Source organism: Companilactobacillus kedongensis (assembly GCF_003946625.1).
In the GTDB taxonomy this organism is placed as follows: domain Bacteria; phylum Bacillota; class Bacilli; order Lactobacillales; family Lactobacillaceae; genus Companilactobacillus; species Companilactobacillus kedongensis.
This window is the reverse complement of sequence record NZ_RHOR01000010.1, coordinates 15,628-38,952: the sequence shown is the minus strand read 5'-3', so window position 1 is coordinate 38,952 and position 23,325 is coordinate 15,628. Positions and strand designations below refer to the sequence as shown.

Annotated in this window: 22 protein-coding genes; 19 read left to right on the top strand and 3 right to left on the bottom strand. The window is 34.1% G+C overall.

The window, feature by feature from the left end:
• Positions 1–61: 61 nt before the first annotated feature.
• The 10 genes from EKM60_RS07095 (at position 62) to EKM60_RS07050 (ending at position 7,150) form a co-directional block, all read left to right on the top strand.
• Positions 62–1,972 carry an Ig-like domain-containing protein gene (locus EKM60_RS07095; protein WP_164508354.1) on the top strand — a complete coding sequence of 637 codons (1,911 nt, stop codon included), beginning with the start codon at positions 62–64 and terminating at the stop codon, positions 1,970–1,972.
• Positions 1,973–2,052: 80 nt separating this feature from the next.
• Complete coding sequence (locus tag EKM60_RS07090; RefSeq protein WP_125713958.1) at positions 2,053–2,685, top strand: hypothetical protein; 633 nt, start codon at positions 2,053–2,055, stop codon at positions 2,683–2,685.
• A gap of 276 nt (positions 2,686–2,961) precedes the next feature.
• Positions 2,962–3,252, top strand: coding sequence for a hypothetical protein (locus tag EKM60_RS07085; protein WP_125713894.1), 291 nt, complete (start codon positions 2,962–2,964; stop codon positions 3,250–3,252).
• A 17-nt stretch (positions 3,253–3,269) separates the two neighbouring features.
• Positions 3,270–3,545, top strand: coding sequence for a hypothetical protein (locus EKM60_RS07080; RefSeq protein WP_125713892.1), 276 nt, complete (start codon positions 3,270–3,272; stop codon positions 3,543–3,545).
• 137 nt (positions 3,546–3,682) lie between these two features.
• Complete coding sequence (locus EKM60_RS07075) at positions 3,683–3,913, top strand: hypothetical protein (protein WP_125713890.1); 231 nt, start codon at positions 3,683–3,685, stop codon at positions 3,911–3,913.
• Between the two features lie 44 nt (positions 3,914–3,957).
• Complete coding sequence (locus EKM60_RS07070; RefSeq protein ID WP_125713888.1) at positions 3,958–4,329, top strand: iron chaperone; 372 nt, start codon at positions 3,958–3,960, stop codon at positions 4,327–4,329.
• 256 nt (positions 4,330–4,585) lie between these two features.
• Positions 4,586–4,948, top strand: coding sequence for a ribonuclease G (locus EKM60_RS07065; RefSeq protein WP_125713886.1), 363 nt, complete (start codon positions 4,586–4,588; stop codon positions 4,946–4,948).
• 75 nt (positions 4,949–5,023) lie between these two features.
• On the top strand, positions 5,024–5,608 hold the full coding sequence (locus EKM60_RS07060) for a sugar O-acetyltransferase (protein WP_125713884.1): 585 nt from the start codon (positions 5,024–5,026) through the stop codon (positions 5,606–5,608).
• Between the two features lie 10 nt (positions 5,609–5,618).
• On the top strand, positions 5,619–6,347 hold the full coding sequence (locus tag EKM60_RS07055; RefSeq protein WP_125713882.1) for a sulfite exporter TauE/SafE family protein: 729 nt from the start codon (positions 5,619–5,621) through the stop codon (positions 6,345–6,347).
• 32 nt (positions 6,348–6,379) lie between these two features.
• Positions 6,380–7,150, top strand: a complete 771-nt coding sequence (locus EKM60_RS07050) for a hypothetical protein (protein WP_125713880.1) — start codon at positions 6,380–6,382, stop codon at positions 7,148–7,150.
• Between the two features lie 153 nt (positions 7,151–7,303).
• Here the strand turns inward: EKM60_RS07050 and EKM60_RS07045 are convergent, their stop codons facing one another.
• Both EKM60_RS07045 and EKM60_RS07040 read right to left on the bottom strand, forming a co-directional pair.
• Positions 7,304–7,933, bottom strand: coding sequence for an HAD family hydrolase (locus EKM60_RS07045; protein ID WP_125713878.1), 630 nt, complete (start codon positions 7,931–7,933; stop codon positions 7,304–7,306).
• A 13-nt stretch (positions 7,934–7,946) separates the two neighbouring features.
• On the bottom strand, positions 7,947–9,695 hold the full coding sequence (locus EKM60_RS07040) for a sigma-54-dependent Fis family transcriptional regulator (protein ID WP_164508352.1): 1,749 nt from the start codon (positions 9,693–9,695) through the stop codon (positions 7,947–7,949).
• Positions 9,696–9,882: 187 nt separating this feature from the next.
• Here EKM60_RS07040 and pdxA point away from each other — a divergent pair, with 187 nt between their 5' ends.
• The 9 genes from pdxA (at position 9,883) to EKM60_RS06995 (ending at position 22,450) form a co-directional block, all read left to right on the top strand.
• Complete coding sequence (gene pdxA / locus EKM60_RS07035) at positions 9,883–10,911, top strand: 4-hydroxythreonine-4-phosphate dehydrogenase PdxA (RefSeq protein ID WP_225427020.1); 1,029 nt, start codon at positions 9,883–9,885, stop codon at positions 10,909–10,911.
• 11 nt (positions 10,912–10,922) lie between these two features.
• The gene (locus EKM60_RS07030; RefSeq protein WP_125713873.1) at positions 10,923–11,906 is read left to right on the top strand and encodes a 2-keto-3-deoxygluconate permease; all 984 of its coding nucleotides are present in this window, start codon (positions 10,923–10,925) and stop codon (positions 11,904–11,906) included.
• Positions 11,899–13,125, top strand: coding sequence for a four-carbon acid sugar kinase family protein (locus EKM60_RS07025; protein WP_164508351.1), 1,227 nt, complete (start codon positions 11,899–11,901; stop codon positions 13,123–13,125). The genes EKM60_RS07030 and EKM60_RS07025 overlap by 8 nt, the downstream gene beginning before the upstream one ends.
• Positions 13,126–13,800: 675 nt before the next feature.
• Positions 13,801–15,963, top strand: a complete 2,163-nt coding sequence (locus tag EKM60_RS07020; protein WP_125713870.1) for a hypothetical protein — start codon at positions 13,801–13,803, stop codon at positions 15,961–15,963.
• Between the two features lie 65 nt (positions 15,964–16,028).
• On the top strand, positions 16,029–17,402 hold the full coding sequence (locus EKM60_RS07015; RefSeq protein WP_125713868.1) for a DUF2252 domain-containing protein: 1,374 nt from the start codon (positions 16,029–16,031) through the stop codon (positions 17,400–17,402).
• A complete protein-coding gene (gene ppk1 / locus EKM60_RS07010; protein WP_125713866.1) occupies positions 17,392–19,386 on the top strand; it encodes a polyphosphate kinase 1 in 1,995 nt (664 codons plus the stop codon). Before EKM60_RS07015 ends, ppk1 begins: the two co-directional genes overlap by 11 nt.
• 53 nt (positions 19,387–19,439) lie before the next feature.
• Complete coding sequence (locus EKM60_RS07005; protein ID WP_125713864.1) at positions 19,440–19,925, top strand: GNAT family N-acetyltransferase; 486 nt, start codon at positions 19,440–19,442, stop codon at positions 19,923–19,925.
• Between the two features lie 84 nt (positions 19,926–20,009).
• Positions 20,010–21,503 (top strand): MFS transporter, encoded by a 1,494-nt coding sequence (locus tag EKM60_RS07000; RefSeq protein ID WP_125713862.1) that lies wholly within the window; start codon positions 20,010–20,012, stop codon positions 21,501–21,503.
• 11 nt (positions 21,504–21,514) lie between these two features.
• Positions 21,515–22,450 (top strand): NADP-dependent oxidoreductase, encoded by a 936-nt coding sequence (locus EKM60_RS06995; RefSeq protein ID WP_125713860.1) that lies wholly within the window; start codon positions 21,515–21,517, stop codon positions 22,448–22,450.
• A 143-nt stretch (positions 22,451–22,593) separates the two neighbouring features.
• Here EKM60_RS06995 and EKM60_RS06990 read toward each other — a convergent pair whose 3' ends face one another.
• Positions 22,594–23,307 (bottom strand): alpha/beta hydrolase, encoded by a 714-nt coding sequence (locus EKM60_RS06990; protein WP_125713858.1) that lies wholly within the window; start codon positions 23,305–23,307, stop codon positions 22,594–22,596.
• Positions 23,308–23,325: the final 18 nt, after the last annotated feature.

Below are 23,325 nucleotides of genomic sequence, written 5' to 3'. Positions count from 1 at the left end.
AATCACGAAAGGAATCATTATGAAAAAATGCGTATTCTTTTTTATACTACTTTTATTGAATATGACTTTATTTGTCATTTTTTCAGAAGATAAAAGTAGTGCAGCCAGCGACTATAATGATACTGAACAGGTAACAAGTGAAACCATATCTGGAACAGATAACATTGCTATATGGGAAAATATTAAGCCAAGGAATCCGCCTACGCCCAAGCCAATAAATGTCTTAGGTGAGTTGATGAGCGCTGGGTATAAAAAACAGCCCCGGAGAGAAAATTATGCTGAAATTGGAGATTCTATCACGCTGTATACAGACGCTGATCGTTCAGTATTTTCAAAATCCTTAAATTGGTTAGCAAGGCCTACATATCAATGGTATTTTTTACCACATTTGGGAACTGAATGGATTAAAATACCCAAAGATGAAGGTGGTAACGATAAAAATATAAAAATAAGCTTATATGATGAGAAAAAGTGGAGATTTTATCAACAGCAAGTCACTTGGAACACACTTCCGTTTACGACGATATACTCTAACTTAGCGTTTGTGTCATTTGTTGCAAAACATATTTCTGCTACAAAGATAGAAGCAGGAATAGAAGATCCATACTTATATATCAATGGATCATCATATGCACATGTTGATGTAACGCCCTATAATTCTACTGGCAAAATAACCTGGTCTGGAAGTAATGATAGTTTGGCAAGAGTTGATCCAGAAACCGGATTGATAACGGCTAATAATAATGGCATGATTGGAAAATTGACTATTACGGCAACAATAAATAATACAACTGAGGATGGCAAGCAAGAAACATTGAGCGATTCTTTTGAAGTTGAGGTCGGTAAGGGATTGGATCCTCAGACTGTTAAATCAGGTCAGACTGCTACATTTAGGATAAGAGGAGATATAGATCCAGATCAGGCAACGATAACGTGGTACAAGGTTCAAGATTCTAAAACTACGCAGGTAGCCACTGGTGGAGTAACTTATACAACACCTAAGACTAAGTTGACTGATAATGGCAGTCAGTATTATGCAGTCGTAAAAATAAATGAGCGTTCAAATTCTAAATCTATTACTACTAATAATGCTGAATTGAAAGTTCAAGCAGTAGGTAGTCCTAAAATAGATATGATCGACACGATTCATAATCAAACATATTCTGATAATACTAATAATGATCTGAATACTAGTTTGGATAATGTATCAGGTGGGGATGTTATCAATATTGAAAGCACTATGAATAATAACAGTGAAGATTCTTCCTTGGATAATGGAAACTTTGTCATGCCTTTATACGAAAATATGACTGTCCAAAGGGTGCTTATAGATGATAAAATTGTCGACTTGTCACGATATAAAACAGAAAATAATACCTTAGAAATAGATCAGTTAAATTTTTTAGGTAAAGAATCACACACTGTCAAAATTACAGCCACAATGGGAAATACGAAAAAAGGCAGCTTTACAACTACACCTTTTATTAAAGGAACAGACTCAGATGGTAATTTTTATCTGAAAAATGGCACTCCATTATCGATGAATCTGATTGATAACTTTTTAACTATAACGGTTAATAATATTGACTATGGAGTTCATCATTTCGTACAAAGGGACCAGATAGTTGATCGAGTTAATCATAATGACGAAAAAGACCCGATTATTGAAGCGGATGATCAACGACGCAAAATAGGAGAGGCCTCTATTTCAGTTTCTCAAAATGAGTATTTTAGAAATACTAAGGATAAGAATATAATCCTACCAGCTAGTTTAAGATATTATTATGACGATGGTAGTTTTGTTGATTTATCAAATAATGATGCGTCTGTCGCTAGATTTGAAGAGGGGGAAAAGGTCAAGCCAATTTATTGGAAGAAGTCTGAAGGATTGAGGTTGTATTTCAACTCATCAGATATTCAGCCGGGACAGTATCACACAACTCTCAGTTGGACGGTTTCATATAGTCTTTAGTAGAGTATACTGTTTAGTATTGACTTTTGTTTGGAGTGATATGTATTAAAAATACAATGACAGTGCGGATATCAGGTTTGATAATCGGACTGATTTTGAATGCCTTCGGTAATGGGCTTTGCATCTCAGCTAATATGGGAAGTGGAATTTGGACCGCAGCCGCAGTTAACATCAATATGATGTCTGGTTTAAGTGTCGGAATGATACTTTTCATAGTTGGGGTATTGAATGCTATAACTAATCAATTCTTAATTAGAAGACTTGATATTAAAAGAATGGTTGGAGAGATACTCTATATTTTATTCTTCAGTTCTTTTGTGGATATCTTTACGGATATGTTAAACAATCTTGGAGTGCCCAATCTTCCAATGATCGTTAGAGCCGTACTATCATGTTTGGGAGTTGCTTGTTTCTGTGTAGCAATTTCGTTATATCAACGTGCCAATATCATCATGCATCCTAATGATGATACGACAAATATTTTAAGATTCTTTTATCTAAAGGGTAATTCAACAGCTGCACAGATCATTGATTTTGTGCCACCAATTATTATCGTGATCGTAGCTTTTGTTATGACAGGTAAGATATATTCAGTTAATGTCGGAACATTGTTCTCGATCATTTTTAATGGGGTATTGATCGCGACGGCTGATAAGTTGATCTGGCCCGGTTTGAAGCATAATTTTGTAGTAAAAGATATTGTTGAAAAGTAAAAAGTTGAAGTATCTCCACTAATATAGTGGGATATTTCAACTTTTTTTGTTAGGATATTGCTAATTAAATTAGTAATTTATTTGACTGTGATTTTAAAAGTGCTAATCTGTTCAACATACCCATAAAAACTTTACTTAACAGTCATTTTTAAGTCGAATACTTAATTAAAAATAACGAATTATGCAAAATGTAGACGCTATCATTTTAAAGATGTATGATGACTATAAATCAAAAATAATTTTATAAAAATTATTGAGACTGGCAGGTGAAGGTCATTGGAGTATGAAGATCTAACGGCATTGAAATCGGCCTTATCGGGTTTATATAGTACTTTGGATATGTCCCGAGAGTGCGACAAGATGGCGGCAGAAAAGATACGAGATACATATTTAAGGCTGAACGATACGGAATTTTTGAAAGACAATACAATTGCCTCTTTGAAGTCTTATTTGGATCAATTATCAATAACCGAGGGATTAGAGTTCAATAAAGAGGCAAGTCAGTACATTCAAAAAATAGAATATTGTGTAGCGGAATTAGAACGTTCTTTAGGTAAAATCTATTAAAATAGGCGGTGTAATTTATGAAATTAAATGACAATTCGGAAGCTAAGAAGGTTTTATCAGAATTATATACAGATATGAACAACACCAAGGATGTTGATCAAGACGGGTATTGCAAAGAATTAATTCTATCTACATATAAGTTACTTGATGAAAATTATTCATTAACACATCTGTTTGGCAAATTAAAAGATGACAATAAAGTTTCAAAAGCTTTAGCTGGAATGGAAACGGGAGAGGATTATACACAGAAAATTGATTGGATGTCACGTAATCCAGGTTTCGCAGTAGAGTAGGGTGCTTCGGCGCCTTTTTTATTTGTCTTAATTTTGAAAAATAATGAAAATTGTTAATCAGTTTTCGTGTGATATGTTACTATGAAGTTCAATGCAGATGAATTGTTTTCTGTAAATTCATGGTAGAGGATAGAGTTATGACTGAAACAGTATTAACGATAATTCATGAATTATTTAGTGGCTTAACCGATAATAACTCAAATGAATTTAAGCAAGTGTTGATGAATACATACGTACACCTGCAAAAGGGCGGAAACGAAACAAGCCTTGTCGATCAACTACTTACCTTTGTACAATCAAATAAAAGTGAACTTAATGAAAATCAAACAGAATTAATTTCAAAGCTTGAAAAAATCGAAGGAATCTAATAGTAATGCTATACTTATGAAACTATGAGTATAGGAGAATCAGTATGGATGTCTTTGAAGAATATTTAGCTAAAATTGACGATGCAGACCATCAAGAACGAGTTGTTGAAATTCTTAATTGGGTACATGAAACTTTTCCCGACTTAAGTACAAGAGTAGCCTGGAATCAACCAATGTTTACTGATCATGGAACTTTTATAATTGGTTTCAGTGTAGCAAAAAAGCATATGTCGATTGCGCCTGAAGGTCTAGCGATGGAACAATTCAATAAAGATTTTGAGCAAAATAATTATAGCTTTGGTAAGAAGATGTTTAGGATTCAGTTTGATCAAGAAGTAAATTATGATTTACTAAAAAAGATCATTGAATTTAATATAGAAGATAAAAAAGACTGTACTAGTTTTTGGCGCAAGTAAAAAAAGTCATGGAAAATTTTCCATGACTTTTTATTTGTGCCGGCGATAACCGATCAAAGGAAGCAATAGAGCTATCATTAAAAATATCTTAGGTATCTTGATTCTTGTATTCGGTATTTTCATAAGAACTCCTTTTTTAAAATCATATCAAGTTTGGCTATGAAAGACCATAGATTGACATATTGGCGATATTTAATAAGCGATGATTTGTTTACTATATAGATAGAACCATAAAACGAATTCAGGGAGAACATCTATGCAAGAAGCAACGTCACAACAAGTAGAAATTAAAGGAACACCAGACGAAATCAAAGGTTGGAATTGGGGAGCATTTGCTTTTAATGTATGGTGGGGGATCGGTAATAAGACTTACTTACCATTGTTATGTTTGATTCCACTTTTCAATATTATTTGGGCATTTGTTTGTGGATTTAAGGGAAATGAGTGGGCATGGAATAACAGTGATCATAACGATATCGAGGGCTTTAAGAAAACACAAAAGACTTGGAATCTAGCGGGATTAGTTTATTTTCTAGTCAATGTAGTTCTTAGTTTATTTGTAATATACTGGATGTATTCATTGATTAATGGTCTTAATAGTTTAGGTGAGATGTATTAATCAGATTAACTTTCAGACCCTGAAAAGGGTCTTTTTTTATTGATTATTTGTTAACATATATGAATGAGGTGAAAAATGGATATTAAAGAAATGATTCGACAGGATCGCCCCTATGCTATAAGTTACAAAGATATGCCTATGGGTTTGCAAGATAAATCAAAGGAATTGTGTTTTGAATACAATCAAACTAGACCGACAGAAATTGATAAACGTAAAAATATTATTAAGAAATTATTTGCGGAATCTACTGACTTGACTATGATCGAGCCTAGTTTTAGATGCGACTATGGATTTAACATTCACAGTACAGGAATGGCATTTATCAATTATAATTGTTCAATCCTTGATACTTCTCCAGTTTATTTAGGGGATGGTGTTTTTATTGCGCCGGGTGTTTGTATAGCTTGTGCCAGTCATCCACTAGATCCAGAACAGCGTGCTTCTGGAATGGAAACGAGTGCCCCGATTCATATTGGAAATAATGTTTGGTTGGGTGCCAATGTCAGTGTTCTTGGTGGTGTAACAATCGGTAATAACAGTGTAATTGGGGCTGGTAGTGTCGTTAATAAGGACATTCCAGCTGGAGTAGTTGCTGCAGGTGTACCTTGCAAAGTATTACGAAAAATCACTGAAAAAGATCGTATCTCATTAACTAAATAGGAGGAATCCGGTGATATACTTTTTAGTCGTTATTATTGCCTTATTCGGGGCTTTAATGAGAACAGTTTTTGGATTTGGAGAAGCGCTGGTCACCATGCCGTTGTTGGCATTGATATCATTTGATATCGAATCATCAACAGCTTTGATAGGTGCTTTAGGATTGATCGTAGCGATTCCAGTAGCCATAAGGTATAAAGGAAATATTGATTATCAAGTTTTAAAGCGTCTGGTGATTGGATCAATTCTAGGGATACCGATCGGTATATTGATCATCAAATTGGGTTCTCCCAAAATAATTATGAAATTCTTGGGTACATTCATTGTTATCTATGGAGGATATAATCTCTACTTTCTTAATAGGAAGAGTCCAATAAATATTAAAATAAATGACAAATATGACTATCTAGCAGGAATGATATCAGGTATTCTGGGGAGTTCCTTCAATAGCCATGGCGTTCCAATAGTAGTTTATGGAACAGCAAAAAAATGGGATGCCTTCAAATTGCGAGGTATCCTGCAAGGACACTTTGTCTGTGTTGGTAGTATCGTTGTGCTTAGCCAGATATCTTCGGGGATGTGGAGTTTAGAAGTAGTTAAATTACTTTTAATAATCGTTCCCTTGTTGATATTAGTGATACCATTGGGAAATTGGGTCGCATCAAAAATAAATAGTGCGGATTTTGTAAAGTATGTTTACATGATCTTAATATTATTTGGAGCGATACTTTTGATAAAATAACATAATCAATTCAAAAATAAGGAGATTTCTTTTTGGAAGACTACTTTAGATGGATTTTAGGTGTCTTGGTGACTTTTACTGTCGTACCGTATCTGACCGCAAGAATTGTGTCGTGGATCGGACACGTTGCCAAGAAAACTCTAGTAGATAATTTAGGAAATAATAGTCAGTTAGTTGTCGGGGGACTGGGCGTTATGATCCATGAATTGGGTCACGCTATGTTTGCATTTATCTTCGGACATAAGGTTACCAAAGTGCAATTGTTGAATGTTCACTACCAAAACTCCGGTGCATTAGGGTCAGTTCAACATTCTTGGAACGAAAATAATATTTATCAGCGTTTAGGGAACTTCTTTATTGGCTTAGCACCATATTATACTTGTTCTGTTGCATTATATTTGTTGCAGAAATTTTTACTGAATGCCCAATTCAACTTCAGTAGTATCGGTACGGAAACGACTTTAAATGCCACTAATCTGGTTGAGTCAGTTTTGAATAATCTAAAGACCGCGTTCGCTAATGGAACTTGGTCGATGATCATTCTGTATTTAGTTTTGACGATCATGATTGCCAGTACCGGATATGATTTAAGTGATGCCGATTTTAGTACAGTTCATAAGGGAATAATACCTTGGTTGATCGTACAATTTGTAATTGGCAATATTTTTATCATTGTTGGGAAAATCGATCTATTAAATAGTTATTTGTTGTACTTCACATCATTTTCAATTTTATTCATGGTTCATGCTATTATCAGTATGGTTTTAGCTATTATCGTTATTAAAATTTTAGGAATATTTTAGACAAAGTAAAAGCCGCCAGGTCGGGGAATCTGGTGGCTTTTTATGTTGAGTTATAAAAATCAACGGGGGTGGATACAAACAGTTGGGGGTGCTTGTATCTACCATGTATTTTGTCAGGTTTAGCTAAATATATCTAGATTTTTGCTCAAAAAACTATAAAATTATTTGCATTAATGAATCAGGAGTATCCAATTTGTATTCCGCTTGTTTAAATTCGGGGTTATATTTAGCGCCCCAACTAGCCAATGCAAAGGGAAGATTTGCACTATGAGCGCATTTCATATCGTAAATCGAATCGCCAATGTAGATTGAGTTTTCAGGTGCTGCATTTAACATATCCAAAGCTTTATATATTGGATCAGGCTCTGGCTTATGTTTCTCTGTGTCAGATGCCGTTACGAAAATGTCAAAGTATTTATTCAAATTGAAACGATCAAAATCATTTTTCAATTCCTGATGGGTTTTAGAAGTTATTATTCCTAGGTTCATGTTAGCCTTATTCAAATTTATGAAAAGCTTTTCCATACCGTCAAAAACAGTTGAGTATTTAGCATAGTCAGCAATAAGTAAGCGCCATTTCTCCAATAAATCATCAAGATCCGCTTGGTTGTCAGAAAATTGACGTACGCCATCTTCGCCGGGAATTCCTAAAATATAGTAGAGATCCTCATCTTTAACAGTTAGACCTTTTTCGCGAAGAAGTAAGGCCTGTAAGGATTTTATGATCGTGTATTCTGTATCAGTGATTGTTCCGTCGATGTCGAAGAGGATATTTTTTAGCATGATTTGCTCCTTGTTATTCAATTCTTTTTAATAAACGCCATAAGGTAGATCTGGATATACCTAATGATTTTGCAGTTTTTGTTTTATTAAAGTTATTCATTGCAAGTTCTTTTTGTACTATTAGGTCAATGCTGTCATCTAAATTGTTCTCAATTGGAATGCTTAATTTATTTCTCTGTACATGATTGATTTTGCTAGTTTTTGTAAGATTATATTCAATATTTTCTTGATTAAGTCCATATTTTAAACTACTTAGGTCGATATAGGGAGATTTGGTAGCTTTATAACTTTCTGTTAGAACAGTTATAAATTGCCAATAATTTCTTTCCCACGGTCCTCTCAGTATACGATCAAAAGTTATATCAGTTACTCCAAGTATTTCTCGACCGTAACTTATATTCAATTGATTTATCAGTAAAGATATTAATAACGATATTTGTTTACTATCTAGATAGTTAAAGGGTCTTAATTCAATATATTTAGGTTGCTTCAATAATATTCTAGTTAAATTTACTCCGTTTTGTGAATCTAGTTCATAACTGAAAATGAGTTTATTTCTTTTGAAAAGTAATGTTTCATTTATAAAATACATTAGTTTGCGCTGAAGGCCAACATTTATTTTGTCTAAGTGATCAAATATAATAATATTTTGAGTATCCAATAATGGGGAAGATAGCGAATTTTCCAGATCATTTAGTTTTAATTCAGTTAATTCGCTACAATTTATTCTAAAAGTTTTTTTAGCTTCAGATGAACTTATAATACTTATTAACTGATTTTTTCCAGAACCGTTTTCTCCCGCAATAAAGAGTATATCATCGTTATGTTTGTATATTTCTAGAGCATTTAAGAACTTTTGGGATAAATTGCTTTTCAAATAGGCATTGAATATTTCTTCGTTTTCATCTGTTGGTGTATTTATCGCTTTGTTAGGCAGATAATTGTTCAATTTGCTTATAATATATGTAGAATTCCTTATTTTGTTCATTTGATAATATTTATTCTGGCTCATAAATATACTGGTTTTGTTTTCCTCCCAATTTATATATCGGATTCTTTTTTTTATGTGTGGAATTAACTTTGGAGAGTGGTTTAAATTAGCAGTGTAGTTTATCATGTTATCTTCGTCAGTCACAACAAGACTTTCATTACGGTATCTTAATAAATCAAGAAGTATACGGCTAGATTCTTTTTCAGAATACTTGTTTTTTAAGATGGTTAAGCAATTTTGTAGAGCCGAAATAACACTCTCATCTCCTGATGAAATGAGAATACAGTTAATACCAATTTTATTTGCCAGGCGACTGGTTATCCTATCTCCAATAATGACATCATAGTTATCCTCCTTCAGTTGAAGGAGGATTTTTTGTGCATCATCCAAGGATTCAATTTTAAATACGGATAAGTTCTTGTTGAAATCTTTAATTACATGTTCGGCATTTATACTTAAGAAATCAAATCCAACAACCGCAATTTTATTAATATGTTTGAGACTTTGAATTGCTTGTAAGATATCGTATTTTGATACCCCAATATCAATGATTGGTAAATCAAATTTTTGTTCTAATGCTCTTTTGGTTCCACCACGTGAAATAATCGCATCATAATTGTTTTCTTTTAATTGCTTAGTTGCTATTTCAATTCCGTAACTTAAATCACCGACAAAATGATCGATCTTTAATTCTGAGAATTTTGGTAATTGATTTTTGATTGATTGTTCTAATCCTGCGTATGGATAAATACCTAAAATCCTAAATTTCAATATTTTATCTCCTTATGTTTCATTATGAAACATGGTTTATTAATATGCTTAGATAAATGGTTTCTATTGAAGAAACCTGTTTCAATATGAATCATATTATGTTAGCGCTTTTATTTCAACCCTTCTAAACTATGTTATGAAAGATAAAGAGAGGGGAGTGAAGGTATTCATAAGGAATACCGATAAAATGAAATTACCTATTATTGCTATTACTATGGGGGACCCAGCAAGTATTGGTCCCGAAATATCTTTAAAAGCTTTTAAACATGAAGAATTATTTGAGAAGTGCCATCCATTTATTGTTGGTGATGTTTCAGTTCTTGAGTACGTCATGAAAAAAATACCGGAATTAAAATTAAATTTGAATCCAATTCAGAAAGTAAGTGAAGCAAAATTTGAATTTGGTTCGATGGATGTTTTAGATATGAAAATGATTGATATCAATAATCTCAAATTTGGTCAAGTTAGTGCTATGGCGGGAGATGCTGCATATAAATATGTAACGACGGTTATTGATTTGGCGATGAATAAGGATGTTGATGCAACGGTAACTAATGCACTTAATAAAGAAGCCATGAATTTGGCTGGTCATCATTTCGCTGGTCACACCGAAATATATGCAACAAGAACGGGTACTAAAAATTACACAATGATGTTAGCACATGAAAATCTTAGGGTGGTTCATGTTAGTACACATGTTTCATTAAGACGTGCAACAGAACTGGTTAAAAAGGATCGTGTATTAGAGGTTATTGAAATTGCTAATAAGGCTATGAAACAATTGGGAATTCCAGAACCAAAGATTGGAGTTGCGGGGTTAAATCCACATAGCAGTGAAAACGGATTATTTGGTGATGAAGAAGAAAAAGAAATTATTCCTGCAATAAATGTTGCTAAAGATGAAGGAATTAATGTTACTGGTCCAGTTCCACCAGATACTGTATTTCCTAAGGCAGCAGGTGGTTGGTTTGACATTGTTGTAGCAATGTATCATGACCAAGGACATATTCCTATTAAATTGATCGGATTTAAGTATGATCAAAAGACTAAGACATGGGGCAATGTATCTGGTGTGAATATCACATTAGGATTACCAATCATTCGTACGTCAGTTGATCATGGGACAGCATTTGACCAAGTTTTGACTGGTAAGGCCAATGATATTAGTTTGTTAAATTCAATTGACTATGCAACTAAATTAGCTGTTAACAAATAGGGGGATTAGCAATGAAGATTCTTAAAGGAATAAATAAAGTTCCTGGAGGACTAATGGTTGTTCCACTTTTACTAGGGACCACTTTTAACACCTTCTTACCACATTCACTAGAAATTGGTGGATTTACTACTGCGCTTTTCAAAACAGGTACTTTAACTTTACTATCATTATTCTGCTTTTGTAATGGTGCACAAATTTCAATTAAACAAGCAGGACAACCAGTTATTAGGGGTGCTGCATTAACATTCTTTAGATTATTATTAGGTCTTATTTTTGGATGGATCATTGGCTCACTTTTTGGAAACGGAACATTTCTAGGGATTCTACCATTAGCCTTGATATCATCAATGACTAATGCGAATGGTGGTTTGTATGGTGCACTTGCCGGAGAATATGGTGATGCAAGTGACGTTGGAGCAATTTCCATTACTACGTTAATGGATGGACCATTTTTTACTATGATTGCTTTAGGTGCAACTGGAACAGCAAAATTACCAGTTATGTTGTTTGTTGCAGCATTAGTACCAATCGTATTGGGATTTATTTTTGGTAATTTAGATCCAGATCTTAAAGATTTCTTTAAAGCAGGTACCGTTATGCCTATTCCATTCTTCGCATTTACTCTTGGAGCAGCCTTAAACTTTTCACAAATAATTAAGGCCGGTCTACCAGGTATTGTCTTAGGTATTTTAGTAACATTAATTGCCGGATTCGGTGGTTATTTAATTATGAAATATATTCTTCGTACAGAGCATCCAGCGGTAGGAGCTGCTATTGGTACTACTGCTGGTAACGCGGCCGCAACTCCAGCTGCAATTGCTGCGGTTGTTCCTTCATTTGCAAAAACGACAGCTGTTGCTACTGCACAGGTTGCTGCTTCAGTTATTATTACAGCAATTCTTTGTCCTTTGCTAGTTTCATGGTTAGTAAAACATGAGAATAAGGCAAAAAGTAATAGTGATGTTGAGAAAAAAGGTGTTATTGCAAATGGATAAAAAATATTTAATTATGGCTGATGATTTCACTGGTTCAACAGATACAGGAGTTCAACTAGCAAAACGTGGTATTCCTGTTCAGGTTAGACTTCATGACGAAGAGGGTACATATTCATCATTAGTCGTGGACACTGAGTCACGTAATTTAAGTCCTAGTGATGCTAGAGATAAAATTTCAAGAGCGGTATTGCAAACGGATATGAAACAATTTGATTACACAATAAAAAAAGTCGATTCTACTTTACGCGGTAATATTCCTGATGAGTTAAATGAACTAAATCGTCTTTATGAGAGTGACATTTTAGTATTTGCTCCATCACTACCATCTATCGGCCGTCAAGTTAAAGATAGTGTTCTTACTATTAATGGAGTGAAAGGATTAGATACACAATTTGCAAAAGATCCAGTTAAGCCTCTAAATGACGATAATATCTTTAGTATTTTAAAAAAAGCATTTCCTGGTGAGAATGTTGATGCAATTTCATTGGATGAAATAAGAAGTGGCAACATCAATATAGACTCACAAACTAAATTTTATGCAGCAGATGCTATGAGTGATTTAGATTTACAATTGCTAGTTAAAGATATTTTAAAATCTAAATTGAAGGTACTATGGGTTGGATCGTCAGGAATAATGGATGCAATTTTAAGTATTGAGAATCCTGTAGTACCAGCATTGGCTATTGTGGGAAGCGTAAGTGAAGTTACATCCAAGCAGGTTAAATTTGCTAGAGAAAATAATGTCAAAGTTATTTCAATTCCTATTTATGATGTATATAAAGATGAATCGTATTATAACTATGTTGATGAGGCCGTTAATGCCATGAAGGATGGACAAGATGTAATTGTTACGTCTTCTGCGACTATTAATAGAAATGAATTAAAGTATACTCAAGATAAATTAAAAGCAGACGGTCTTTCCATGGACGAAATAGGTTTAATAGTTCAGTCAATTTTAGGTGGATTGGGTAGACGGATAATTAAAAATATTAAGCCATCAGGGCTATTCATTACAGGTGGAGATACTGCCAAGGGCTTCTTTGATGTAGTTAAAGCAAATAGCGTTGATATTATTACCGAAGTTGCAACTGGGACACCAATGATGAAAATTACAGGTGGAGATTATGATAATCTACGGGTTATAACAAAAGCAGGTGCATTTGGAAATGATGATTTGATTTCTTTCTCCTTTAAAAAGTTAAAAGAATCAAATATGTAACATTTAGTTAAAAAGTTCATATCAACTTTTGATATGAACTTTTTTCTATTTTGAAAGATAATAATACAAAAAACATATTGAAATATTTTAAAGTATTTGGTTGATCCTAAATGACTTTTAAATTTTAATTTACCTACTATCAAAAGGGTTAAGTTAGTAAATCAAATTTTAGGGTTCATATGAATGATATCCATAATCTTAGTTTTCAAAATGATAACAACTGATTTATAAAAAATTTGCATAAATTCTTTGATAGAAAATTTAAATTTACTATTAAAGATGATTTTTGTTAGAGGAGAGTGCAATTAAGATTTATTCTATTTTTTTGTTGTTTTGAGATATATATTTCAAATATGACTATTCTAGAAAACTAGAATTACGATAAAGCAAATTTCAGCAAATGTATTAATGTAAGAGAAAACTATTAACAATATTTAAAAACTAAAATTTCATTTCCAAACTAACTAAAATTATTCAATAAAAATAAAATATCAAAAGATAAGAGAGTACAAAGATGAATCAAAATTTGTATTCTCTATTTTTATTGTCGAAATATTATAAATTAATTTTGATATTGTGAAATTAAACCGATATACTTTGTACTTGCAAACGCTTACTTATGTAGCCCATAGGCGTTTTCTAATTCACTAACGAGTGAAAGGAAGTGAGCAAGCAATGAAAAAGGTAGTATTATTGGGTTCTTTAATTTTGATATGGACTTTGTTATTTTTAGCCAGTATGATCTCCAGTTCTTCGAGTGTTAATGCCGATGAGGTAGGAGTAAATGAAGAGCAGATAGTTGGGTCTGAAGTTAAAAAAAATTCAAATAAGGATCAAGAAAAATCATCTTTTGAAGAAATGATAGCGGAGAATAAGGCATCAGATGACATTGATGATATTGACGGAGATGGTGAGGAAGGTGCTTCTCAAGGGAAGGGGAAGTACGTTCATCCTAGTCATCGGCCAGTAAAAGCGTTAGGGATGATTATTAAAGCCGGATTTTTTGTTCAACCAAATAAAGCATATTATGTACAAAAGGGTCGGTCAGTAATAATTAAATCCAAATTCAAAGAATCAATTTGGAATCGATTGTCTGGTTTATTAATTTTGAAAGATCCAACACCAAATTATCGGTGGCGTTATTCGGAAGATATGACGCATTGGTTGAGATTCAAAAAGAAAGTCGCCCATTCAAAAAATTATGAATTCAAGGCGAAAAAGGTTGGAACGTATTATATGCAGTCAAGAGCTTCATCAGGGGTGCTTTTGGGCTTGGGTGTAATACATTATTATTCGGATGTAACGACTATCCATGTAGTTGAAGATCCTAAGAATATTATTCATTTGAGTGTTGATACAGATGAAGATTATCTTTTCAATTTAAAAGGTTTAGATAATATAACTAATGCACACGAAACGGTAGATCCAATAGATGCGTCAGGGCAGATGACTTGGAGTGGGGACAATAAATCGTTGGCTAAAATAGACCCGATCAGTGGAGAAATTGAGGCTAATCAAAAAGGTATATCTGGGGAGTACACAATAACGGGAACCTTCATTAACAATGATGGTACGCAAATTAGCGCCAACAAGACGATTGAGATCGGCGGTGGTCTTGATGACGAAACAGTAGATGTCGGAGATGATGCAACCTTTGAAATAAAAGGTATTTATCAAGCACATATGATGGATGACTGGCATGTGGAATGGTATGAATCAAAAAAGGGAAAAGATATTAAACTGAAAACTGAAAAACAAGATCTTTCTTATACGATAAAAAATACAACTATGAATGATCACCAAAGACATTTTTACGCTAAGATTTATGCCAAAACTAACGGCGAAGGTAATCAAAAAGAGCACAGCTTTGTTACCAGGACAGCAGTATTAAATGTCTTGAATAATGTTGATCCAGAAATAAGTTTTGATGTAGAAGTTGAGAACTTAACTTACACGAAGGAAAATCATAAACATAATACGGATAAAGTTGTTAAAGGAGATCGAATCAAAGTTACTAGTATTTTAAATAATGAAAATCCATTAGGTGTTTTAAAGTATGGAGTTTTTGAATTACCGTTGCAGAATAATATAGAAGCAAAACATATTAAGAAAGTTGTTTTAGATGGAAAAGTTTTAAGGGAAGAAGAGTTTTCTATCTCTAATGACGATGAGTGTCCACATATCAGAATTGAGAATCTCGACTTTATCGTCCGCGGCACTGGGGAAGGACTGTTGCATAAAATTGAAGTTGAGTTTGATGCCAGAGAGCCGGACACAACTATGCAATTTATGACGAAGCCGAGAATTCATGGTAATACAAAATTTGAGTCAGATGATTCTTCTGATCAAGCACATAACTATAGAGCATATAGTGATAAAACATTATTGATTAATTATACAAATGATAAGCTAGTGATTAAACCAAACGATATTTCGTTTGGCAAAGTGTCAAACTTAACTTCCGGAGAACTATTGAATCGAACCAATTTTAATGATAAATCTAAGTCAGTGGTTATTATCGATGACCATAGAAGAAAAAACTGCAAACATAATTTGTTTGTCTGTCAAAAGAGTGACTTTAAGTGCGAAAGGAATGGTGACACACTGCCAGTTTCATTGCGTTACTACGATGAGGACGGCGGTTTTACACCGTTGACCAACACTAATTCACCCATTCCAGATGAGGATATCAACAGTGATAATGAGTCCGATACGGATGCTGTTGTCTGGGAAAAGAATTGCGGATTGTTAATGCACGTCGATGAAACTAACGGAAAAAACATAGCTTCAGGAATATACAAAGCTAAGCTTGAATGGACGGCAATGGATGTTTTGTAAAAGGGTCGGATTATCTCCTGACTTATTGAATGGTTAAGGTATAATACCTTTAGGGAGATGATGGCATGAATCAAACACCATATACTTTTCAGGATACTGATGCTTTTAAAAGTACGGAACAGTTAATCATAAAGGGACGTTACTTTGCTACGATGGTTCCAGACGATTTCAATTCGTTTGAACCACAAAAGAGGAATATTCATAAGATTCTGAATATTAAGAACAAACTACTTGTACCGGAGCTATTAGCGGTCAAAAGAGAACGTATGTCTAAGTCATTATTTGCTTTTTTTAGAGGAACAGCAGATGTGATGCATTACGATCTAGCCAAACATTCTGACAGTGAGATCAAAGTTTTGATCGGTGGGGATGCACATTTAGGAAACTTTGGTTTCTATGGTTCATCTGAAGGTCAATTATTATTCGATATGAATGATTTTGATGAGGCTCATTTGGGATATTGGGAATACGATTTAAAGCGTTTTTTGGTCAGTTCATTATTAGTGGCTAGATCACATAATTTTGAAGAGACTGATATACAAGAATTTTTATTGAGTGTTATTCATACCTACTTCGATACTTTAAAACATATGACTAAAATTTCAGAAATGAAACGTTTTATTTTACCGAATACGTTGCAAAATATTACCGAGATCTTTGGTAATTTAAAGGATAATGAGGAATATTTTCAAAATTCATTCGCTAAGATGATCACTAAGAGTATCAAGAAAGCTCAAAGGAGCAATTCTAAATTAGTGATCGAGAAATACACTACGTTGAATGAAAAAGGCGAAAGACGATTTGAAGAAAATAAGCCGGTCACGCAACACATAACTAAAGAAGATTTTGATTCCTTGGTTAATGGATATAAGGAATATAAAGCACGTCAGAGAAGCGATGTGAGATTATTTCTTGAGGACTTTAACATTATTGATGTCGTTAGACACAGTGTCGGCGTGGGGAGCGTTGGAACGCTGTGCTATCTGATTCTTTTACAGGATTTAGACAAAAACTATTTGGTTTTACAAGCTAAACAAGCTTTACCCATCTATAATGTTGAAGGATTATATTCCGACAAAAAAGTCAGCCAAGGTCAAAATATTGTAGACAGTCAATTGATCCTACAGAGTGCTTCCGATCCTTTCTTGGGTGCTTTTGACACTGATAAGTACAGTTTCTATATGCGTCAATTTAAAGATATGAAGACTTCGATCAATTTGGATAAATTGGACTATGCCTCTTTTGAAGATTATGTGACAGTTTGTGTGATCCTGCTTGCCAGAGCTCACTCACATTCACCAAACTATCCATTAATAATTGGATTTGGTGCAGAGTATCAAGATCTGGACAATTCTTTGATGAATTTTGCTAACAGCTATGCAAAGCAAGTAGAATACGACTACGATTCATTTAAGAAGGAACTGGAAAATGAAAATTAAATATTATAATAGGGATTTAAGCTGGTTATTATTCGACAATCGAGTTATTGACCAAGCTTATAACGACAAGGTTCCATTGCTTGAAAAACTGCGTTTCTTGTCGATTGCATCAAATAACTTAGATGAGTTTTTCAGAGTAAGAATGCACAATGTTTACAGCATGATAACTCGAAAAAAACGTGATCGCAGAACAGGGTTAGATGGGGTGGACCTGTTAAGTTTTATCTATGATTTCAATTCACGAAATATTTCAAAGCAGTATCAAGCTTTAGGAATTGTTCTGGATGACATCAAAGACAAAGGTATTTTTGAAATTTCTTACTTTAAAGATACTAGTGAGAAAGAAAAAGAATACCTCAAGAAATATTACACTGAAAATATTTCAAAAAGGCTCAAGGTAGTTGAATTTAGTGCGTCCAAAAAATCACATACTAATTTGAATGTCTTGTTATGCTCCAAGGATCAAATATTTACAGCTGAAATACCTGATGATTTAGATCGACTGGTCGAAACGGGAGTGCCTAATCATTTTGTTTTGCTAGAAGATTTGATCATGAATGCAGCTGAAGATCACTTTAAAAAACACAAGATCATTACCAGTTATGTTTATCGACTGACTTTTGATAAGAATAAGCATTATGACTTTTTGGATGAAGATCTTAGTGATGAAGAATATTTAGATAATATGACTGATTATTTGACCAATAAAGGTCACAGAAAGACCACTCGAGTAGAATTTATGAGTCATGATGGTGCGCGAGATCGAGTGTTTTTCAGTTCATTATTTGGTATCAGTAAGAAAAGTGTCTACGAAATTTGTGGACCATTGGATCTGAAATTCTTAGATAAGCTGTTTAAGAAATATCGGGATGATCCAAAATTAGTGTTTGCTCCATTTACAGGGTTAACATGGAATGATTCAAAAGATATTTTGAAATATTTGGATACTAAATCGTTATTGGTCAATTATCCATATGCATCATTTGATATCTTTTTGAAGTTTTTGAAGGCAGCGGTTAATGATAGTCGAACAACGGCTATTAAAATGTCGATTTATCGGACTGAGAAAAAATCACAAGTAGTTAATTTGCTCAGAACAGCTGCCGGCAAGGGAATTAAAGTTACCGTTATCGTGGAATTACGAGCAAGATTTGATGAGCAACATAATTTGATCGTAGCTGATGAGCTTGAGAAAGCTGGATGTAAAATTCTTTATGGTGATCGTGTCAATAAAGTACATGCTAAGATTTGTTTGGTTGAACAGGGTAAATCGGGTTATGTACAAATTGGGACAGGTAACTATAATGCAATCACTTCTAAGATATTCTCTGATGTGAGTTTCTTTACCAGTAATCCGCAGTATGTAAATGATGCTAAATCGTTTTTCGACTCGGTTGCTGGAAATTCAGCAAGTGATTTTAATCTATTGGTAACATCGCCTAATAGTATTAAGCAAATGGTTTTACATAAAATCAGAAAAGCAACTAGAAATTACCTACGAACTGGTAAGGGTAAAGTGTTCATCAAAGTTAATGGCTTGACGGATATTGATATCATTAATGGTATCTATGGTGCTGCCAGACTGGGACTACCTTTTAGAATTATCGTTCGTGGACCTTGTTCATTAAAGCTAGGACTATGTGGTGAAAAAGAAGATATTGTGGTCAAAAGTATCGTTGGAGAACTTCTAGAACACAGTCGTATTTATAATTTTGATTATGGAAATGGCGAGGACGAGATTTGGATCTCTTCAGCCGATCTGATGACTAGAAACTTAGATCGTCGTGTAGAAATTGCCGCACCAATGGTTGAAGAACCTACTAAGAAGAAACTTAGAAAAATGATCAAGATGTACATGAAAGATTCTGCTAATTCATACTATCTAAATGCAGATGGAGAATATGGCAAAATTAAGAGATTTTGGAATATTTCCGCTCAACAAACATGGTTGAAACGGATAAAATATAGAAAGTATGTTAAATAATAAAAACTTGTAGTGTAATGCTGCAAGTTTTTTTATATGGAAAGGTAAATACAATGAAATTCGACTTAGCAGAATTAAGTGATTTAGATGAGATCATGACAATAGAAAAGCAAGGATTTAATGAGGCAGAGGCTGGTAGTATTGAAAGCTATCGAGAACGTATTCAAAAATTGTATAAAACTTTTTTAGTTGTCAGAAATGACGAAAATAAAGTTATTGGATTTATTTGCGGTCCAGCAGTATCAGCCCGTTTTGTGGAAGATGATATGTATGAGAAGACTCCAGATAATCTTTTGGTTGGCGGACATCAATTAGTTTTCACAATTGCGATTAGTCCAAACTTTCGTGGACAGGGTATCGGTAGTAAATTGTTAAAAAAATTGGAGGAGAATGCTAAAGAAGATAAACGTGAGAGTATTGCCCTGACTTGTTTAGAGGATCGAATTCCATTTTATGAGAAAAATGGTTTCAAAAATATGGGACAAGCTAATTCTAATCATGGTAATGAGGTCTGGTTCAATATGGAAAAAATTATTTAAGTAAACGTATTCAAAAGTTTTACAATGCTTACTTTTTTGATGGGATAGCTGTTTAATAAAAGTAGTGATTTTATTGGGGGACTTCTGGTGAAAGAAAATAAGCGAACATTAGTTACTATTGCACTATTATTGTCAAATATCATGACAGGTATGGATGCAACAATTGTCAATACGGCTTTGCCAGCTATTACTGGCGATCTACATGGATTAGCCTATATGGGATGGATCGTGGCAACTTTTCTGTTGGGATTAGCCGTGTCGACACCGTTATGGAGTAAGTTTGGTGAACACCGGGGTAATAAACGGGGATATATTTATTCAACGATTTTGTTTATGATTGGGGCAATTTTTCAAGGTATAGCCCCAAATATCCAGTGGTTTATTATTGCTCGTACAGTAATGGGTATTGGTGGTGGCGGTATGAATACAATTCCATTTATTGTATTTGCCGATATCTATACTGATCTAAAAAAGCGTTCGCAAATTATTGGATTGGCAACAGCTTTGTTTAGTACGGCCTCGATCATTGGACCTCTACTTGGTGGCTGGATCGTCGATGTTTTGACATGGCGTTGGGTATTTTATTTGAATGTTCCAGTTGCTTTATTGTCAGTTACTATTTTGATGTTATTTTATAAAGATACTAAACGCAACGCTGCAGGTAAATCGGTTGATTATTTGGGTGCAACGTTGTTAGTTATTGGATTAGTATCAATTTTGACCGGTATTCAGATGATTGGAGTTACATCCATTTTTGTCATTGTCACTCTATTAGTTGTTGGAATTGTTCTGATAGCTTGGATGATGAAAGTTGACAGCAAGGCGGAAGATCCAATCGTACCGAGTCGCTTGTTGACTAATCGTGATCTGGTGGTCGACTTTAGTCTATTCGTTATTATTTGGGGTTCATTTATAGCCTTTATCACATATATTCCCATGTGGGCACAAGGAATCTTAGGATTGAGTGCCTTAATGGGAGGTATGACCCAGATCCCCGGTGCAGCAACTAATATTATTGGATCAGAATTGGTTCCTTTTTTGCAGACTAAATGGAGTAAATATCTGATTGTTACGGTTGGTACGATAACTATTTTTATATCATTTGTGATTATTCTTTTATTTGGACAAAAAACTCCCTTTTGGTTATTGTTAACAGCAGGAGGGTTTGAAGGTTTTGGTGTTGGAATTATCTTTAATATTTTGCAGGTAAATGTTCAAACTGATGCAGAAAGTAGAGATATTCCAACAGCCACATCTTTGGGCTATCTATTGAGAATTCTTAGTCAAACGTTGATGTCATCAGTTTATGGTGTTATTTTGAATCATGCTTTGATGAAAGGTGTCAGTGAATCAAACCATACGATAACCATGAGAATGTTGAATAAGCTAAGCGATGCCAGTGCCGCTAAGCAGCTACCGCAGAATTTAGTGCCAGAAATGAGGAATATTTTGTATAGTGGTTATCGAAATATTATGATCACTGGATTGTTACTGATCATTATCTCAATGATAATTGTCATTACTATGCTGGTGTATTATCACAAACAAAGTTTGGCTAAAAAAGTTAATTTGAATTAGGGGGATGTCATATGCAAACAAATGCAATTGTTATTGATAATTATGGAGATAGCAGTAAATTTAGAGATCAGATGATTGATATTCCGGAGTTGAAACCTAAACAGTTATTGATAAAAGTAGCTGGAAGTTCAGTAGCTCCATTTGATATTGCTGTTCGTGAAGGTGTTTTTAAAAATGATTTTGCTCTAGATATGCCAGCCATAACAGGAACTGATGTAGTTGGTAAAGTCATTGATATGGGTTCGGAAGTTGAAAAATTCAATATTGGTGATACCGTTTGTGGAATGGTCGGTGTCAAAGGATTCGGAGCTTATTCTGATTATGCGATCTTGGGACAAAGTAAGGCTGCTAAAGTAGCAGATAATATTCCAGTAGAGGTTGCAGCAGCTTTACCGATGACTTCTATTCCAGCTTACAATGCCTTATTTGATTTGGGACAATTGAAGGCAGGTCAAAAAGTACTTATTCATGGTGGCGCTGGAGGAGTAGGTTCGATGGCTATTCAATTGGCCAAAAACAGTGGTGCAACCGTGTATACGACTGCCAGTGACCGTAATACTAAAGCTTTGAAACAATTAGGTGCCAGTCGGGTAATTGATTATCATACAGAGAAATTTGAAGAAGAATTATCTGATTTAGATTTAGTCATTGATACAGTGGGACACTACACTTATAAAAATAGTTTTGAAGTGTTAAAGAAAAATGGTCGTCTAGTATCACTTGTAGAAGAACCAGATGATCGATTAGCTGCTAAGTATCAAGTCAACGCCATGTATTTAAGTGGAAAATTTGATAATCCGCTGAGCAAAGTAGTTAAATTAGTCGCCGATGGAAAGGTTAAATTAAATGTGCAACAGACATATCCATTAACTGCGGCAGGTGTTAAAGATGCCCAGGATTACTATGAAGATAATCATGTCTTTGGAAAAGTTGTGTTGTTGAAGTAGTATTTTGGATGCCACCTTGTGTACTCCGGCTGAATTGAAATTTAATTTAAAATAAAAATCCCCTCAATATACGTATTTGAAAATGTATATTGAAGGGATTTTTTATGTTATTAAAGGAAATCTTCAGCGACATCCAATGAACACTATTTGACCTTACTATCCAACCAATGAATCAACAAACTGGCTACGACTTTTTGTTGGTCAATATTTTTGATGCTAGATTTATTGTCACCTTTTTGTTTGCCATAACTACCAAATCCTGCATGATTACCACCGTTTATTACTAAATATTTAGTAGATGCAGGTAGTAGTTTCTTAGCTTTTTTATAGCTAGATTCATTTAAGACACCGTCTTGACTGGCAGTTATTGAGAGAACCGGTTCTTTGAGATGTCTAAGGTTAATTTTCTTTTCAGGATAACTGGCCAAGAAAAAGAGACCTTTTAATTCCTTAGTATTGTTATGCGCATAGCGAGCAGCCATAGTACCGCCAAGTGAATGTCCGCCGATAACATATGGTTTATTTGCCTGAATCTTTGACGCCGCATTTGCATTCATAACTGCTAGGTCCAAAGGAAATCTGACAATATAGACTGAATAACCAGCTTTTGCAACCTCATTAGCCCAAATGCTGTAACTCTTTGGTTCCACTAAAGCTCCTGGATAAAAAATTATGGCGGGTCTAGTATCGTCACCTTGAAATTTGATACTATTTTCAACTGTAGTAGTGGTTGTCGCTGCATTCATGGCAGCCGTTGAAGGCTCGTACTCTTTACTTTTTACTACCAAATAAGTAGATATTGTAATGATAAATAATCCAAGAATAATAGCAATTATCCACTTGGTAAATTTCTTCATATTAACTCCTCAATAAAT